Here is a 16,507-nt window from a genome sequence, read left to right as displayed (position 1 = left end):
CTGTTTAGAAACAATTTGAACCAATAATTAGTAATATAGTTTTTTAGAAATATGAATTCATCTCTTAATACTGTATCAAAAAATGATACAAGTCCGATTGCTCAGCAAACTGTTTACTCTATATTATTTTCCATTGCATTCGCCCATTTATTAAATGATTTATTACAGTCGGTTATACCGGCTGCGTATCCTATTTTAAAAGAAAATTTCAATTTAACTTTTACACAAATCGGATTAATTACCCTGGCGTATCAGTTAGCAGCTTCTATATTGCAGCCTTTAGTAGGTTTGTATACAGATAAAAGACCAAAGCCTTTTTCTCAAATTTTCGGAATGCTCTTTACTTTATCCGGAATCGTATGTTTATCGTATGCTTCCAGTTTTTCAATGATCATAGTTTCGGTTATTTTAGTTGGGATAGGTTCTTCCATTTTTCATCCTGAAGCGTCCCGAATCTCCTTTTTGGCATCTGGTGGAAAGCGTGGTTTGGCACAATCCATTTTCCAGCTGGGAGGGAATGCCGGAACTGCAATCGGACCTTTGTTAGTAGCCTTGATTGTTGTACCAAATTCACAATATTATATCATTTGGTTTGTGGTGGTAGCCATTATTGGATTGATTGTTTTGAGTAGAATTGCACTCTGGTATCAAAATCATTTGAGTTTAAGAAGTGCAAAAAAAGCCGTAATCGATCTGCCTAATTTGTCCCAAAAAACCATTATTATTTCAGTAACAATTTTGTTGGTTTTGATATTTTCAAAATTCTTTTACATGGCAAGTATGTCCAGTTATTTTACGTTTTACTTAATTGAAAAATTTGGATTATCGGTACAGGAAGCGCAATTTCATTTGGTTTTATTCTTGGCGTCTTGTGCCATTGGAACTTTGATCGGAGGGCCAATAGGCGATAAATTCGGAAGGAAATATGTGATTTGGTTTTCGGTTTTGGGAGCCGCACCTTTTACTTTATTGTTGCCCTATGTTGATCTGTTTTGGACAGGCGTTTTATCGATCTTAATTGGAATCATAATCTCCTCTGCTTTTCCGGCAATCTTGGTTTATGCACAAGAATTATTGCCTAAAAAACTCGGAATGGTTTCTGGTCTTTTCTATGGTTTTGCTTTTGGAATGGGCGGTTTGGGTTCCGCTTTATTGGGAAATCTTGCGGATCATACCAGCATAACTTACGTGTATTATCTTTGCGCCTATCTGCCTTTGATAGGGATTATAGCGCTCTTTCTACCTAATTTAAAGAAAAAATAAGACTTCTTTTCAGGAGCTTTCTCCTGCTCTGCACTGTATCTTTTGTTTTTTAAAGAAAAAAACAAAAGGATGCCGCTGCGATCAGGGCTATGGCGTTTGGTCTGCTAATAGTATTATTTTGGAAGTATCACTTTCTGGTTTTCAAAAAAAATTAATACAATTTTAAGATTATTTTTCTCCTTTATTGCTTTAATTTCAATAACTTACGGTGTTACTAATTAATAAAATAAATTACTATGGCAACATTACGATTAGGCGATATTGCTCCTGATTTTGAAGCAGAAACGTCACAAGGAAAAATAAATTTTCATGAATGGTTAGGAGATTCTTGGGGAATTCTATTCTCCCATCCGGCTGATTTTACACCAGTTTGTACTACTGAGTTAGGAACTGTTGCGAATTATTATCCTGAATTTGAAAAAAGAAATGTAAAAGTAATCGCTTTGAGCGTTGATGGTGTAGCTTCCCACATGGAGTGGATAAAAGACATCAATGAAACTCAAAATACAACTGTAAATTTCCCGATAATTGCTGATGAAGACAAGCATATCGCTGAATTGTATGATATGATTCATCCTAATGCAAATGAGAGTCTCACCGTTCGTTCTGTTTTTATTGTTGCACCAGATAAAAAAATAAAATTAACATTGACGTATCCTGCATCAACCGGTAGAAATTTTGACGAACTATTGCGTGTAATTGACAGTTTGCAATTGACAGCTAAATACAGCGTAGCCACACCCGCGAACTGGAAAGATGGAGATGCGGTAGTGATCTCGACCTCGGTAAAAGATGAAGATATTGCCGCTAAATTTCCAAAAGGCTACGAGAGGATAAAACCTTATTTAAGAATGACACCACAACCTAATAAATAGTAAATTCTTAGAACACTTTATGAATAGAAAAGCAGAATGAATTTATTTTTCATTCTGCTTTTTTTATGCATTTAGGAACAAGTAGCAACTAAAGTAAAACAGTGCAGTTTTTTAATGGAATCAATAACTTCTTCTACAATTCTTTTCAGAAATTAATCTCACTGTTGGAATTACTTTTGATTTGCTAAATAAGTAATGACTAATAATTTTAAAAAATTAAATTTTCAATTTTGTAATATTCTTAAAGTGCAAATGACATTGTTGAAATCAGAAATTAGTTCAGTAATAAAATAGACTGAATTGTTAGTTCTTATTGGAAATAAATAACCCTGAAATAATGATTGCCATGCTGATAATTTGCGTCGGTAAAATCGCTTGATTTAAAAAAAAATATGCCAAGATCCCGCTAAATACCGGAATCAAATAGTAAATTAAAGCTGTTTTTGATGTTCCAATTAATCGAATGGCTTCGTTCCATAAATAGTAAGAAATTAGTGAAGCGCAGATACCTACATAAGCAGTTACCAATACAGTTTTAGTGTCAAAAATTACTTTTTGATAATAGATGTGTTCATACATATAAAAAGGGAGCAGTACAATCGTACCAATAAAAAATACACTAAACAAAAATACTTTAGTCGTTAATTCCTCTGGTTTTTGTCGGACTAATATCGTGTAGTAGGCAAAAAAAAAGCAAGCCACAAGCATCAATAAATCCCCAATGGTGAAGTTGATGTGGAGTATTGCTTGCAACGAACCTTTGGAAATCAGTACTAGAACCCCAGTGATTATGGTTGCAATTCCCACTATTTTTATATTGGACACTTTCTCTTTAAAAATAATTCTGGAGAGTACCACAATAAATAACGGAATTGAAATTGCGATTAATGATAAATTGACTGCGCTTGTTGTTTTTCCTGCAAAGTAAATTAGCGTATTGAAAATTGTAATGCCTAAAACAGCGGTAATACAAAGATACCGAATATGTTTTTTTACAATTTTGAAACTTTTAATAGTACTTTTTATGGCAAATGGAGCTAAAACAATATAAGCAAGTGTCCATCTCCAAAAAGCCAATCCAACAGGAGGAATATGACCTTTTAAGCCACTGGCAATTACCATATTTACTGACCAAAGCATGGTCGCGAATAAGGCAAATAAAACTCCTTTCGTTGTATTGTTCATTAAACCAAATTATGAATTTTTGCATATTGTAATAACATAATCGTCTTTGCATCCTGCATTTGACCAGATTCAATCATAGAATAGGCTTTGTAAAATGCCATTTCCATCACATCTATATTTTCTTCTTCATGTGCTACTCCACCACCGTCACTCACTTTCATGGATTCGTCGTATTCGCCCACAAATAAATACAAGATTTCAGTAACGGCACCGGGAGACATGTAAGTTTCCATTACTTTTTTGACTTTAGAAATGCGGTATCCTGTTTCTTCTTCTGTTTCCCGAATGATGCATTGCTCGGGATTGTCCTGGTCCAGAAGTCCGGCACAAACCTCAATCATCATTCCGGTGTCGTTTCCGTTAAGGTACGTTGGTAAGCGAAACTGTCTCGTTAGAATAACTGTCTTTTGTTTTGTGTTATAAAGCAAAATAGCAGCGCCATTTCCTCTGTCATAGACTTCTCTTTTTTGTGTAATCCAAGAGTCATCTTTTTTTTGATAATCAAAAGTAACTTTGTTTAAGATGTACCAATTGTCGGAGAGCAATTCGGTTTTTTGTATTTTGATAGCTGGATTTTTCATTCGCTAGAATTGGGTTTTAAACTAAAAAAAACGCTCTGAATTTTCAGAGCGTTTCGTCGTAATCTTATTTAAGAATAGTTTGCTTTCTGTCTGGACCTACAGAAACTATTTTGATTGGAACTTCCACTTCTTTTTCAATAAATGCAATATAATCTTTCAACTCTATAGGCAATTCATCATAAGTTGTCATGCCTGTCAAATCTTGTTTCCATCCTTTGAAATCCTGATAAACTGGAGTTACATTTTCTGGCTCGATGTTGTAAGGAAAATGAGAAATATTCTCCCCTTTGTAATTATATTCGGTGCATACTTTCAACGTTTCAAATCCAGAAAGAACATCGCCTTTCATCATCATTAATTGCGTTACACCATTGACTTGAACAGCATATTTAAGCGCTACTAAGTCTAACCAACCACAACGTCTTTGTCTTCCGGTTACTGATCCAAATTCGTTTCCTACACTTGCCATTGTAGCGCCATCTTCGTCAAAAAGTTCTGTTGGGAACGGGCCACTTCCTACTCGTGTTACATATGCTTTAAAAATTCCGTATACTTCCTTGATTTTATTTGGAGCAATTCCTAAACCGGTACAAGCACCAGCAGCAGTGGTGTTAGAGGATGTTACAAATGGATAAGTTCCAAAATCAACGTCCAATAATGAACCTTGAGCGCCTTCACATAATATTGATTTACCAGCTTTTTGAGCTTGGTGTAAATATTCTTCGCTGTCGATAAAATCTAATTTTTTTAGTTCTTCGATAGCTTCAAAAAATTCTTTTTCTAATTCCTCCAAATTATATTGGATAGCAACATCGTAAAATTTGATCATTGCTTCATGTTTATCAGCCAAAGCTCTGTAACGATCTGCAAAATCTTCTAATTCAATATCACCCACACGAATTCCGTTTCTTCCGGTTTTGTCCATGTATGTTGGACCAATTCCTTTTAAAGTAGAACCAATTTTTGCTTTCCCTTTTGAAGCCTCAGAAGCGGCATCTAATAAACGATGTGTTGGTAAAATTAAATGCGCTTTTCTGGAAATGATTAATTTGTTCTTGATGTCTAAATTAAATTTCTCAAGACCTTCGATTTCTTTTTGAAAAACTACAGGATCAATTACAACTCCGTTTCCAATGATGTTTATAGCAGTTTTATGAAAAATACCGGAAGGAATAGTTCTAAGAACATGTTTTATTCCATCAAATTCTAAAGTATGTCCTGCGTTTGGACCTCCTTGAAAACGAGCAATAATATCATAATTTGAAGTTAGAACATCAACAATTTTTCCTTTTCCTTCATCTCCCCATTGTAATCCTAGTAATAAATCTACCGTCATTCTGAATGTTATTTGTAGTTAGTTTTTATGTTTACAGACGATCTTTTTCGTCCAAGTTGTTTTTTTGTTTTTTGATTCCATAGAGATACAACGAGTGGTTGGTGATTTCTATATCGAATATTTCTTCGATTGTTTTTTTGATACTTTGAATTCTAGGATCACAAAACTCAATTACTTCACCAGTATCAGTCATTATTATATGATCGTGCTGCTTGTCAAAATATGATTTTTCGTAATGAGCCTGATTTTGTCCAAATTGGTGTTTGCGCACCAAAGCACAGTCCAATAATAATTCAATAGTATTGTAAAGAGTTGCTCTACTCACACGATAGTTTTTGTTTTTCATTTTAATATAAAGATTCTCTACATCAAAATGTTCTTCGCTGTCGTAAATTTCCTGAAGGATAGCATAGCGTTCAGGAGTCTTTCTATGTCCTTTTTTTTCAAGATACATTGTAAAAACATTTTTTACAATTTCTTGGTTTTTGGTGTTATCGGTGGAAATGAGTGTCATATCTGGCAAAGATAAATTTTTTAGTTTAAAGTTTAAAGTTTCCGGTTTGTTTAGTTTCAAGTTTATTCGGATTCAAGTTGGAGAACCTATTTCAAAAAGAGAAACTTGAAACTTTTCTAAGTTTTATAAACTCTGGTAACCTTATCGATTCCGTCAATTTTTTTGATGTTATTGATCATTTTTTTCAAAATGGTATTGTTTTGAACAATCACGGCTACCTGACCATGAAAAATTCCTGCATCGGTACTCAAAGAAATACTTTGAATATTTACATGCATGTTATTCGAAATCACTTTTGTCAATTGGTTGGTAAGCCCTAAAACATCCATACCGGTAATGTTTATGATGGCTTTGAACTCTTCCTGAGAAGAATCAATCCATTTTGCTGACATGATTCGATACGCGTAATTTGACTGCATGCCAATGGCGTTTGGACAATCTTTCTTGTGCACTTTTATACCTTCATTAATAGTTACAAAACCAAAAACGTCATCACCCGGAATTGGGTTGCAGCACGGCGATAGTTTATAATCGAGTTTGTCATGTTCTTTACCAAAAACAAGCATATCATAACTGCTGCTTATAATTGGTTTGTGAATGTCATCATCAGAAGTGGTACTTGGCGAGCGTTTCATTTTATTTTTAAAAAAATTAATGAAAGTATTGCTCTTTTGAGCAGCGTAATCTTTGAGTTGCTGGTTTTCGATAGCGCCAATTCCCACTCTGTAAAATAAATCTAAGCTTGTTTTTAATTTGAAAAAGTTGACTAATTCGTTGATCACTTGTTCACTCAACGTTATTTTTAGATGCTTTAATTTTCGAGTCAACAGTTCTTTTCCTTCTTCACCAATTTTTTTGGTATTTTCGTTTAGAACGTTTTTTATCTTCGTTTTCGCTCTCGAAGTCGTTACGTAATCCAGCCAGTTGACGGTGGGTTTTTGATGTTGAGAAGTAATAATTTCTATTTGATCGCCACTTTTTAACACGAAATTCAAAGGAACTAATTTTCCATTGACACGCGTTCCTCTAGTTCGAATTCCTATTTCGGAGTGAATGCTAAACGCAAAATCTAGCGAAGTGGCGCCTTTTGGCAATGATTTTATTTCTCCTTTTGGCGTAAAAACAAAGATTTCTTTGGAATATAAATTCATTTTGAAATCTTCTACAAAATCTACCGCATTTGTTTCAGAATTTTCTAGAGCTTCTTTTAATAAATTTAACCAAACATCCAAACCACTTTCTTCGGTACCTCCGTTTTTGTATTTGTAATGTGCGGCATATCCTTTCTCAGCAATTTCATCCATACGTTCGCTTCGAACCTGTACTTCAACCCATCGACCTTTTGGTCCCATAACGGTAATGTGCAAGGCTTCGTAACCGGTTGATTTTGGTGATGAAATCCAGTCGCGCAATCGGCTTGGACTTGGTCTGTAATGATCCGTAACAATTGAATATATTTTCCACGCAACAAATTTTTCTTCATGTGGATTTGATTTGTATACAATACGCAACGCAAATTTATCGTATACTTCATCAAAACTCACGTTTTGCGCTTGCATCTTTCTGCGAATAGAATAGATCGATTTTGGGCGTCCTTTTATAATGTAATCAACTCCTTCAGCGTCTAATGAGCTTTTCAATACATCCGAAATGTCTTTTATGTAGGCATCCTGTTCCTCTTTAGTTTCTTTTATTTTGCTGACAATTTCATTGTATACTGCAGGTTCCGTATATTTTAAACCTAAGTCTTCCAGTTTGGTTTTAATGTTGTACAAGCCCAGTCGATGCGCCAATGGAGCGTAAATGTACAAGGTTTCCGATGCAATTTTCGTCTGCTTTTCTTCCTGCATTGAATCCATAGTTTGCATGTTGTGCAACCGATCGGCGAGTTTAATGAGGATAACGCGAACATCATCATTCAGGGTCAATATCATTTTACGAAAATTCTCCGCTTGCATGGACACATTCAAATCTCTTTGCACCATCGATATTTTTGTTAATCCTTCAACGATTTGAGCCACTTTGGGATTAAACAAACGTTCGATATCCTGAACTGTAGTTGGCGTATCCTCTACAACATCGTGCAGTAAAGCAGCAGCAATGGATGTAGCACCCAAACCTATTTCAGAAGCGACAATTTTTGCCACAGCAATCGGATGGAAAATATAAGCTTCACCGGATTTTCGTCGTTGTTCTTTGTGTGCTTCCACAGAAACATCAAATGCTTTTCGGATGAGTTTTTTATCATCATCACTTAATGTTTGGTAGCTTATACGAAGTAATTCTTTGTATTCTTGAGCAATTGCTTTATTTTCTTTTTCTATATCAATTTCTATCATAACGGCATGGTTCAATTCCTAAAAATAGAAATTAATTGGGAGATGTGCAAGTAAAAAAGGGCTTCGGTGTGTAAATAACAAAATTGACATTCAACATGATTATTGCACTTTACTAAAATCTAAGTCTTGAAAATCATAACTGAAATCAGTTAGCTCAGAAATGGGTTTCATGGTTAATCTTACTGCTTTTCCAGTGGCATCACATTCAAAAAACAAATGAGCATCCGCATGGAAATACGCATTGTCCCATTTGACAACATAATTAGTGTCCTTATACAAAAAAACTTCGCCAGCAAGCTGTGGAGACCGTTTCGAAGCAAAATACAATCGTCCTTTTCTCTCTGAAAGTACTACTTCACCAAACCAATTGTCTTGGTATGTTCCTGTATAGCTTTTAAAATCAATTTTGATTTTGTCTTTTTTATTCTTGGCTACGGTTGCCCAAACTTCACCAGTTACTTTGTCAGCAGAGTCTTCGTTTTCTTTTAGACTAGTACTGTAATTAGTCACATAATCCTCGGATTGAATTCCTAAATAACTGTCTTTTATAGTATTGGTAATTGCTCTGAAGGCGGCACCTGATTGCTGATTGGTCAATACAATAATTCCCAGATTCAGTTCCGGTAAAAGCGTGACTTGAGTAACGATTCCTTCTAAACCGCCAGTGTGCGTTACTTGTTTGTATCCTTTTACATCACTCAGGAACCAGCCCAGTCCATACCCACTGAAATGAGTATTGTAAGGAGGTCTTGTGACTGCAGGAATTATGGTTTGCAATTGCCACATTTCGGCATGTTCTTTTTTAGAAAATAATTGCTTGTTATCAGCACCATATTTCCCGTTGTTCATTTGCATAATGGTCCATTTACTCAAATCATTTACACTGGAGTAAATGCCGGCGGCCGCATCAAAAAGTTGGTTTTGGTAGCGTTTGATTACTTTTAGTTTACCGTCAATAGGAACGTGAGGTGCAATGATGTTTGTTGTGTCTTTTAAACGTAAAAAAGAAGCCACACTATGCTCCATTTTCAAGGGTTTCATCATGCGTTCTTCTACAAAATCACACCAACTCAAACCGCTCGCTGCGCGAATGACTTCTCCGGCAACTATATACAGTAAATTGTCATAATCATATTGTGTTCTAAATGCCGAAACCGGTTTTAAATACTGTAAATTCTGGATGATATCTTGTACCGTAAAGTTACTTCCGTCAGGCCAAATCATCAAATCTCCAGCGCCAAGTCCGAGTCCACTGCGATGTGTCAATAAATCCCGAATCGTAAACTCATTAGTTACATACTCATTATACATCTTGAAATTAGGAAGGTATTTGATGACTTTGTCGTCCCATTTTACTTTTCCTTCATCTACTAACATTGCCAAAGCGGCGCTTGTAAAGGCTTTACTATTGGATGCAATTCCAAAAAGCGTATTTGCATCCACTTTTTCATTCGTTAAAATTGATTTTACACCGTATCCTTTGGCGTGAATAATCTTTCCGTCTTTGACTATTGCCACTGCAATTCCGGGAACATTAAATGTTTTTAAAGTACGGTTAACTAGTTCATCCACTTGAGTCGAATTGATTTGTGCGAATGAAAGAGTGCTTGAAATCAATGCTATTGCAACGAATAATTTATTTTTCATATTATCTATGGTATTTAATAAAATGGTAAATTTTTAATATTTTTTGTTTGAAATCTGCAATCTAAAATCGTTAATCTACAATCAAATAATTAGAACCCTCTTTGTCTTTTGGCTTCAAAAATCAAAATGGCCGCGGCCACCGAAAGATTCATAGAATCAATTTGGCCTTGCATTGGGATAATAATGTTTTGGGTCGCTTCTTTTCGCCATTCTTCAGTCAATCCAGTAGCTTCCGTTCCCACGACTAATGCCGTTGGAGTCGTGTAATCCTGCGTATGATACGAAGTCGAATTTTGTAAAGTCGCACAATAAAAATTAATGTTTCTTTCTTTCAAAAAAGCAATAATTTCAGATGTTGTTCCAGTAGCAATTTGATTGGTGAACAAACAGCCCACGCTGGAACGCACAATATTTGGATTGTATAAATCACTTTTTGGATTGGCAATAATCACCGCATCAAGATTAGCAGCATCTGCAGTTCGCAATAAAGCGCCAATATTCCCTGGTTTTTCAGGTGCTTCAGCAATAAGAATTAGAGGGTTTTCGGATAATTTCAAATCGGATAATTGCATCGATTTGGTTTTGGCTACAGCCAAAATTCCTTCGGTAGTATCTCTGTAAGCCAGCTTTTGATAGACTTCTTTGTTGATTTCAATTAATTCTGCATTTTCTGATAATTCTTTAGCGTCAGTTTCCGAACAAATTTCAGGCAGAAACAATAGCGTTTCCATTTCGTAGCCACCTTTTACAGCAATCGAAATTTCGCGTTTTCCTTCCATTAAAAAAGTACCGGATTGTTTGCGTGCTTTTGATTTTTCCTGCAATTGCACTAAGGATTTTATGTATGGATTTTGTATCGAAGTGATTTGTTTCAAGACGTTCAACTATTTAATTAATAGCTACAAAGATACATAGAGAAAATCCAGTTTTCTAATCCGATTCGAATATTTTTCTGGGAGCAACATATTGATTAATAGAAGGTATTTCTAGCTCTTTTCACGAGTATTTTCGTTATTTTTGTCAAAATTGCAATTCTAATGTTTCACTTACTTGACATCATCGGTACGATGGCTTTTGCCATGTCAGGCGCATTGACCGCCATGAATAAAAAACTGGATCCTTTTGGGGTTTTTATTATCGCATTTGTAACTGCGGTTGGGGGCGGAACCCTCCGAGACATTATGATTGGCAGAACGCCAGTAGGATGGATGCTTGACTTAAAATATGTTTATGTAATCATTATTGGGTTTGTTTTGGCAATACTTTTCAGAAAAAAATTCGACAAATTACGAACTTCTTTGTTTTTATTTGACACGATTGGATTAGGTGTTTTTACTTTAATTGGTCTTGAAAAAGGAATTAATATTGGGCTTCATCCAGTTGTTTGTATTGCCCTAGGGACCATGACGGCCTGTTTTGGGGGTGTGATTCGTGATATTTTGTGCACCGAAATTCCGGTTATTTTCAGAAGAGAAATTTATGCCACGATTTGTATTTTGGGCGGGATTGTTTTTTTTCTGCTTCGAAAATTGAATTTAGATAATGATATTTTATACTTAACGACTTCAATTGTTATTATTTCGGTTCGTTTTATGGCCGTAAAATTCAAATGGTATTTGCCCACTTTAGAACATAAATAAAAATTGATTACTTTCACAAAGTCTAAAATTTAACAGTGAAAAATTATTCTGTCAGACCATATCGGGAAAGTGATTATGCAAACTGGAATGCCTTTATTGGTCAGGCCAAAAATGCTACTTTTTTATTTCACCGAGATTTTATGGAATACCACAAAGATCGATTTAAGGATTTTTCGTTGATGATTTTTAACAACGAAAAACTAATTGCTGTTTTGCCTGCAAACAGAGTTGGAGACATTGTTTATTCCCATCAAGGCTTGACGTATGGCGGTCTGGCTTATTCCACGAAATTAAACGGAGAAAAAGTAGAAAATATTTTGAATTCTCTTGTGTCTTTTTTTAAAGAAAATGACGTGCAATCGTTCTGTTTTAAACCAATTCCTTTATTTTATACATTAAAAGGCAATGCTGAAATGGATTTTTTTATGCTAAAAAAAGGAGCTTTTTTGGATAAAAAAGAAATGAATTTGGGCATCAATTTGTCCTTGCCTTTGACAATTTCGAAAAGTAAATTGAAGCATTTTAGAAAAATTGAAGAACTCGATTTAGAACTGGTGGAAGAACAGCAATTGGAATTATTTTGGAAATTGGTGTTAGAGCCAAGGTTGTTGGAAAAATATGACGCAAAACCAGTACATACACTAAAAGAAATTACAGCACTGAAAGAAAAATTCCCGAAAAATATCAAACAGTTTTCAGTGTATTTTGAAGACGTTATTATTGCCGGTGTAACAATTTTAGAGACGGAAACCGTTGTGAAATCGCAATATGGAGCCACCACTAAAAAAGGGGAGGAATTGCGCGCGTTGGATTTTTTATTCATTAATTTGATCCAAAAATACAAGAGCGAAGGCAAACTTTTTTTTGATATGGGAATCGTAAATGAAGACAATGAAAAAGGGTATCATGCCGGACTTTTAAAACAAAAGGAAGAATTGGGTTGCTCGGTTTATAGTCAGGATTTTTATAAAATGAATCTAATATGATACCATTTCTTGACTTAAAAAAAATAAATGAACCGTATGAAGCCGCTTTTCAGGAAAAATTGAAAGCAGTTTTAAATAATGGTTGGTATATTTTGGGGAATGAAGTCAAGGAATTTGAAATCAATTTTGCTAACTATTGCGGCACAAAGTACTGTGTAGGTGTGGGAAATGGTTTTGATGCTTTAGTTTTGATTTTCAAAGGATATATTCAATTGGGAAAATTGCAAAAAGGCGATGAAGTTATAGTTCCTGCGAACACTTATATTGCGAGTATTCTAGCTATTTTACAAGCTGATTTAATTCCTGTTTTGGTCGAGCCAAAGTTGGAAACCTACAACATCAATCCCAATTTAATTGCTGAAAAGATTACCTCAAAAACCAAGGCGATTCTGGTCGTTCATCTGTATGGACAATTGGCAGAAATGGATGCAATACATGAAATTGCTTTTGCAAATGATTTGCTGGTTGTTGAAGATGCGGCTCAGGCTCACGGCGCAATCAGAAATCAAGAATCAGCACCCCAGACCGCAGGTCGGACTGACGAAGTAATCAAAAATCAAAAATCAAGCGTAGCGTATAGTTTTTATCCAGGGAAAAATTTGGGCGCATTAGGCGATGGTGGCGCGGTTACAACAAATGATTCCGAATTAGCCAAAACCATTCAGTCACTGAGAAATTATGGTTCGGAAACCAAATATTACAATGATTATGTTGGTATAAATTCAAGGTTAGATGAACTGCAAGAGGCTTTCTTAAATGTGAAATTGCCGTTTTTAGATATTGAAAATGAAAAGCGGAGAATAATTGCTAAACGTTACTTATCTGAAATTAAAAATGATAAAATAATTTTACCTTTTTGGAATTTATCTAAAAACCATGTTTTTCATTTGTTTGTCATTCGAACACAAAACAGAATAAATTTACAAGAATATTTACATCAGAATAGTATTCAAACGGTCATACATTATCCCATTCCGCCGCACAATCAAAAAGCGTTATCAGCGTGGAATCATTTGACTTTTCCTGTTTCCCAAAAAATCCATGATGAAGTATTGAGTTTGCCCATAAGCCCAGTTTTGACAATGGGTGAAGTGAGTCATATTGTTGCAATTTTAAATCAATATTAAATGGGAATAATCAGTAGAATAAAACAATTTTGCTTTGTTACTTTGCGAATCAAAAAGTATGAATTCCTTTCGGATTGCAAAAGAGTTTCGGGGAAACCAAACCTTTTCTATCCATTGCTTTTGAAAGGAAACGGGAAAATTCATTTTGGGAACAATGTTCAAATTGGAGTAATTTCTTCCCCTTACTACTTTTCTGGCTACACCTATATTGAAGCTAGAAATGGATTTAGCGAGATCAATATTGGAAACAACGTTGCTATTAATAATGCTTTTTCGATTGTTTGTTTTTCTAAAGTTACCATCAAAGACAATGTTTTGATCGGAGGAAACTGTTCTATTATAGACAATGATGGACATGATTCGAACATTAATAAAAGAAATCAAGAAAATCCAAATTCTTTTCCAGTTTTTATTGGTGAAAATGTTTTCATTGGATCAAATGTTACTATTTTAAAAGGAGTTGAAATAGGGGATAATTCGGTAATAGGAAATGGTTCTGTAGTGACTAAAAATATTCCCAAAAATGTTATCGCCGCGGGAAATCCAGCAAAAGTAATAAGAGATTTATAATGTTGAAATTTATAAAACAAAACGCACTTTTAAAAGTAGTATCTTTTAATTCTGTTTCGGTAGCGGTGAGTTTTGTTTTGGGAATTATATCCACCAAGATCGTGTCAGTATATTTAGGAACTTCCGGAATGGCATTATTAGGGAGTTTTAGAAATTTCACAGCGATGATGAAGTCCGTTGCTACATTAGGCATCAACAATTCCTTCATAAAATTATTCGTTGAAAATAAAGACGATAAGAAAGAATTAGGCGTTATTTATGCTACTTTTTTATGGTTTTTCCTCATCGTTTCTGCACTTTTGGCTTTATTTATTTTAGCATTTGCTAATAGTATTTCCGAATTTTTATTCTTCACCAAATCGTTTGCTTACCACATTCGTTTTTTTGGATTGCTGCTGCCTTTAATCGTTATCAATACATTTTGGATGGCAATTTATAACGCTTTAGAAAAGTATAAAAAAATTGTTATCCTCCAGATTTTTTCGAATGTGCTGATTTTTGGTTTTACCACTTTTTTAATAGTGAACAAAGCTGTAAATGGAGGATTACTGGCAGTAGTTTTAGGCGAATTACTCATGGTATTAGTGACATTTATATTTGTTTTAAAAGATAAAAGCAGTTATTTCAAATTTAGTTTTCAAAAAATTTTAAAAAAGAAATACTTAAATGTCATTAAGAAATTTTCGTCGATGGCATTGTTAAGTGCTGTAATTGCTCCTGCAACATTAATGCTTATCCGGAATTTTATCATTGAAACGCATTCCATTCAAGATGCTGGAATTTGGGATGCAACCAATAAATTTTCCAGTTTTTATATGTTGGTTTTTAGTTCTGGATTATCACTGTATTACATGCCTAAATTAGCTTCTTTGACTACCGATGAAGATTTTATAATGGAATTGAAATCCTATTTTAAAATTTTTGTTCCGCTGTTTTTGATTGTATTGGTAGCTGTTTTTTTGTTGAAAGGAATTATATTGGATCTCGCTTTCACTGCTGCGTTTTCAAAAGTAAATGAGGTTTTGATTTGGCAGCTTTTAGGTGATTTTTTAAGGATAATGACATTGGCTTTTGGCTATCAAATCGTTGTTAAAGCACTTGTTAAAAAATATTTTATTCTTGAAATAGTTTTTAATGTATCGTATCTTTTATTGTCTTTTTATTTAGTGCCACTTTTTTCTATTGAAGGAGCTTTGCAGGCTTATTTTTGTGCGAATTTAATTCTGTTTATTTTAATTTTATGGATGTTTAGGAAACTGTTTTTAAATCCCAAGCTTCCAAATACTGACTTGCAATACTAATATATTCATGCTCTTTCTCAATAAAAGCTCTGGCACGTTTTCCAATAACGACAATGGATTCGGGGTTTTCAATTAAAAAGGAAAGCTCGTTTATTAAAGAATCAACATCTGGCAGCGCATTTATATTAATCCGTTCCTTTAGATTATAATGTTCCATGAATTTTTTTCCACCACCTGTAAAAACTACTTTTCCTTTTGCCATAGCTTCCAATGCGTTGTAGCCCTGATCATCAGCATAAATTTGATCCAAAACGATTTGTGCGGAATTGTATAAATTTATATATTCGGAGTAAGGAAGGTTTTCGGTGATAATTACAGCTACTTTTTCAGCATATTTTTCCTGAATAATTTTCAACGCTTTTTCAAAATAAGAAATTCCTTTTTTAATGTAACTGGCGCGATTTATACCAAGAAAAATAACGATTTTATGATTCATTTTTTGTTCTTGAAATTCAATCTTTCTTATGTTCACGGGATTTGGAATGAAATGAACAGAATAGCCCATTTTTTCCACCGGAATTTTATAATCTAAGTCGGAAGCAATTAGGTTTTGGCAGTTTTCGCATAACCAATCAAAGGTTTTTCGATAATTTTTGGTGGTGTACTTTAATGGATATTCAAAATGTTTTTTTAATGAATTATCTTTAAAATAAGGAGTCAGAATGCTGTAATCGGATTCTTTTTTTAGCAAATAATCGATAACCGGGGTTTCATCACCACAAATTAACAGGCTCCGATTTTTAATTTTTTTGAATATTTTTTTATAAAGAAATCGAGACAAAAAAGGGAATGTTTCAATAGCATCTGAATTAATCAGCTGTACGTGATCGAAGTTGTTTAATTGAGGCAATAGTAGATAAAAACGGAGACCTCTTTCGAATTTTTCTGAATCGATTCCAATGAGTTTATAAATGACATTTTTGATCTTTCGATGCAGCCAATAACCGGATAAAAAGGAGGAATGAAACGAATAATCAGAATCGTATTTTTTAAAATGGTCTCCTGATGACAATAAAATTACTTCATGCCCCAACACTACCAATCCTTCTTTTAAAGAATTATGCAATCGACTGTATTCGCCAATCAAAAGTATTTTCATTTACAAAGCTGAATTATTTATATTTGTGTAAATATAGTAACAAA

At 34.2% G+C, this 16,507-nt stretch carries 15 protein-coding genes; 7 read left to right on the top strand and 8 right to left on the bottom strand.

Going from position 1 to position 16,507, the window contains the following annotated elements; all coding sequences use genetic code 11:
- Window positions 1-51: 51 nt before the first annotated feature.
- Window positions 52-1,263, top strand: coding sequence for an MFS transporter (locus tag ACP7AT_RS10875; protein WP_426064342.1), 1,212 nt, complete (start codon window positions 52-54; stop codon window positions 1,261-1,263).
- A gap of 236 nt (window positions 1,264-1,499) precedes the next feature.
- Window positions 1,500-2,138, top strand: a complete 639-nt coding sequence (locus tag ACP7AT_RS10870) for a peroxiredoxin (protein ID WP_426064341.1) — start codon at window positions 1,500-1,502, stop codon at window positions 2,136-2,138.
- Between the two features lie 303 nt (window positions 2,139-2,441).
- Here the strand turns inward: ACP7AT_RS10870 and ACP7AT_RS10865 are convergent, their stop codons facing one another.
- The 7 genes from ACP7AT_RS10865 to ACP7AT_RS10835 all read right to left on the bottom strand — a co-directional run bounded on the left by ACP7AT_RS10865 (window position 2,442) and on the right by ACP7AT_RS10835 (window position 10,615).
- On the bottom strand, window positions 2,442-3,323 hold the full coding sequence (locus ACP7AT_RS10865) for a DMT family transporter (protein ID WP_426064340.1): 882 nt from the start codon (window positions 3,321-3,323) through the stop codon (window positions 2,442-2,444).
- The gene (gene nudK / locus ACP7AT_RS10860) at window positions 3,323-3,904 is read right to left on the bottom strand and encodes a GDP-mannose pyrophosphatase NudK (protein ID WP_426064339.1); all 582 of its coding nucleotides are present in this window, start codon (window positions 3,902-3,904) and stop codon (window positions 3,323-3,325) included. Before nudK ends, ACP7AT_RS10865 begins: the two co-directional genes overlap by 1 nt.
- A gap of 64 nt (window positions 3,905-3,968) precedes the next feature.
- Window positions 3,969-5,240 carry an adenylosuccinate synthase gene (locus ACP7AT_RS10855; RefSeq protein ID WP_426064338.1) on the bottom strand — a complete coding sequence of 424 codons (1,272 nt, stop codon included), beginning with the start codon at window positions 5,238-5,240 and terminating at the stop codon, window positions 3,969-3,971.
- A 31-nt stretch (window positions 5,241-5,271) separates the two neighbouring features.
- The gene (locus ACP7AT_RS10850) at window positions 5,272-5,754 is read right to left on the bottom strand and encodes a Fur family transcriptional regulator (RefSeq protein WP_426064337.1); all 483 of its coding nucleotides are present in this window, start codon (window positions 5,752-5,754) and stop codon (window positions 5,272-5,274) included.
- A gap of 116 nt (window positions 5,755-5,870) precedes the next feature.
- Window positions 5,871-8,093: a RelA/SpoT family protein gene (locus ACP7AT_RS10845; RefSeq protein WP_426064336.1), complete on the bottom strand. Its 2,223-nt coding sequence runs from the start codon at window positions 8,091-8,093 to the stop codon at window positions 5,871-5,873.
- 99 nt (window positions 8,094-8,192) lie between these two features.
- Window positions 8,193-9,740, bottom strand: a complete 1,548-nt coding sequence (locus ACP7AT_RS10840) for a serine hydrolase (RefSeq protein WP_426064335.1) — start codon at window positions 9,738-9,740, stop codon at window positions 8,193-8,195.
- A gap of 89 nt (window positions 9,741-9,829) precedes the next feature.
- Window positions 9,830-10,615, bottom strand: a complete 786-nt coding sequence (locus tag ACP7AT_RS10835) for a TrmH family RNA methyltransferase (RefSeq protein ID WP_426064334.1) — start codon at window positions 10,613-10,615, stop codon at window positions 9,830-9,832.
- Window positions 10,616-10,777: 162 nt separating this feature from the next.
- Between ACP7AT_RS10835 and ACP7AT_RS10830 the strand changes: the two genes are divergently transcribed.
- The 5 genes from ACP7AT_RS10830 to ACP7AT_RS10810 are packed head-to-tail and all read left to right on the top strand — an operon-like array spanning window position 10,778 to window position 15,364.
- Complete coding sequence (locus ACP7AT_RS10830; protein WP_426064333.1) at window positions 10,778-11,380, top strand: trimeric intracellular cation channel family protein; 603 nt, start codon at window positions 10,778-10,780, stop codon at window positions 11,378-11,380.
- Between the two features lie 35 nt (window positions 11,381-11,415).
- Window positions 11,416-12,366 carry a FemAB family protein gene (locus tag ACP7AT_RS10825; protein WP_426064332.1) on the top strand — a complete coding sequence of 317 codons (951 nt, stop codon included), beginning with the start codon at window positions 11,416-11,418 and terminating at the stop codon, window positions 12,364-12,366.
- Window positions 12,363-13,493 (top strand): DegT/DnrJ/EryC1/StrS family aminotransferase, encoded by a 1,131-nt coding sequence (locus ACP7AT_RS10820; RefSeq protein ID WP_426064331.1) that lies wholly within the window; start codon window positions 12,363-12,365, stop codon window positions 13,491-13,493. The genes ACP7AT_RS10825 and ACP7AT_RS10820 overlap by 4 nt, the downstream gene beginning before the upstream one ends.
- Window positions 13,494-14,063 carry an acyltransferase gene (locus tag ACP7AT_RS10815; RefSeq protein WP_426064330.1) on the top strand — a complete coding sequence of 190 codons (570 nt, stop codon included), beginning with the start codon at window positions 13,494-13,496 and terminating at the stop codon, window positions 14,061-14,063.
- Window positions 14,063-15,364 (top strand): O-antigen translocase, encoded by a 1,302-nt coding sequence (locus ACP7AT_RS10810; protein WP_426064329.1) that lies wholly within the window; start codon window positions 14,063-14,065, stop codon window positions 15,362-15,364. The genes ACP7AT_RS10815 and ACP7AT_RS10810 overlap by 1 nt, the downstream gene beginning before the upstream one ends.
- Here the strand turns inward: ACP7AT_RS10810 and ACP7AT_RS10805 are convergent.
- Window positions 15,312-16,463: a glycosyltransferase family protein gene (locus ACP7AT_RS10805; RefSeq protein WP_426064328.1), complete on the bottom strand. Its 1,152-nt coding sequence runs from the start codon at window positions 16,461-16,463 to the stop codon at window positions 15,312-15,314. The genes ACP7AT_RS10810 and ACP7AT_RS10805 overlap by 53 nt on opposite strands.
- Window positions 16,464-16,507 lie beyond the last annotated feature (44 nt).

It is taken from the genome of Flavobacterium sp. DSP2-3-1 (assembly GCF_049896865.1).
GTDB lineage: Bacteria > Bacteroidota > Bacteroidia > Flavobacteriales > Flavobacteriaceae > Flavobacterium.
The sequence above is the reverse complement of the archived record's forward strand: the minus strand, read 5'-3'. Positions and strand labels throughout refer to the sequence as shown.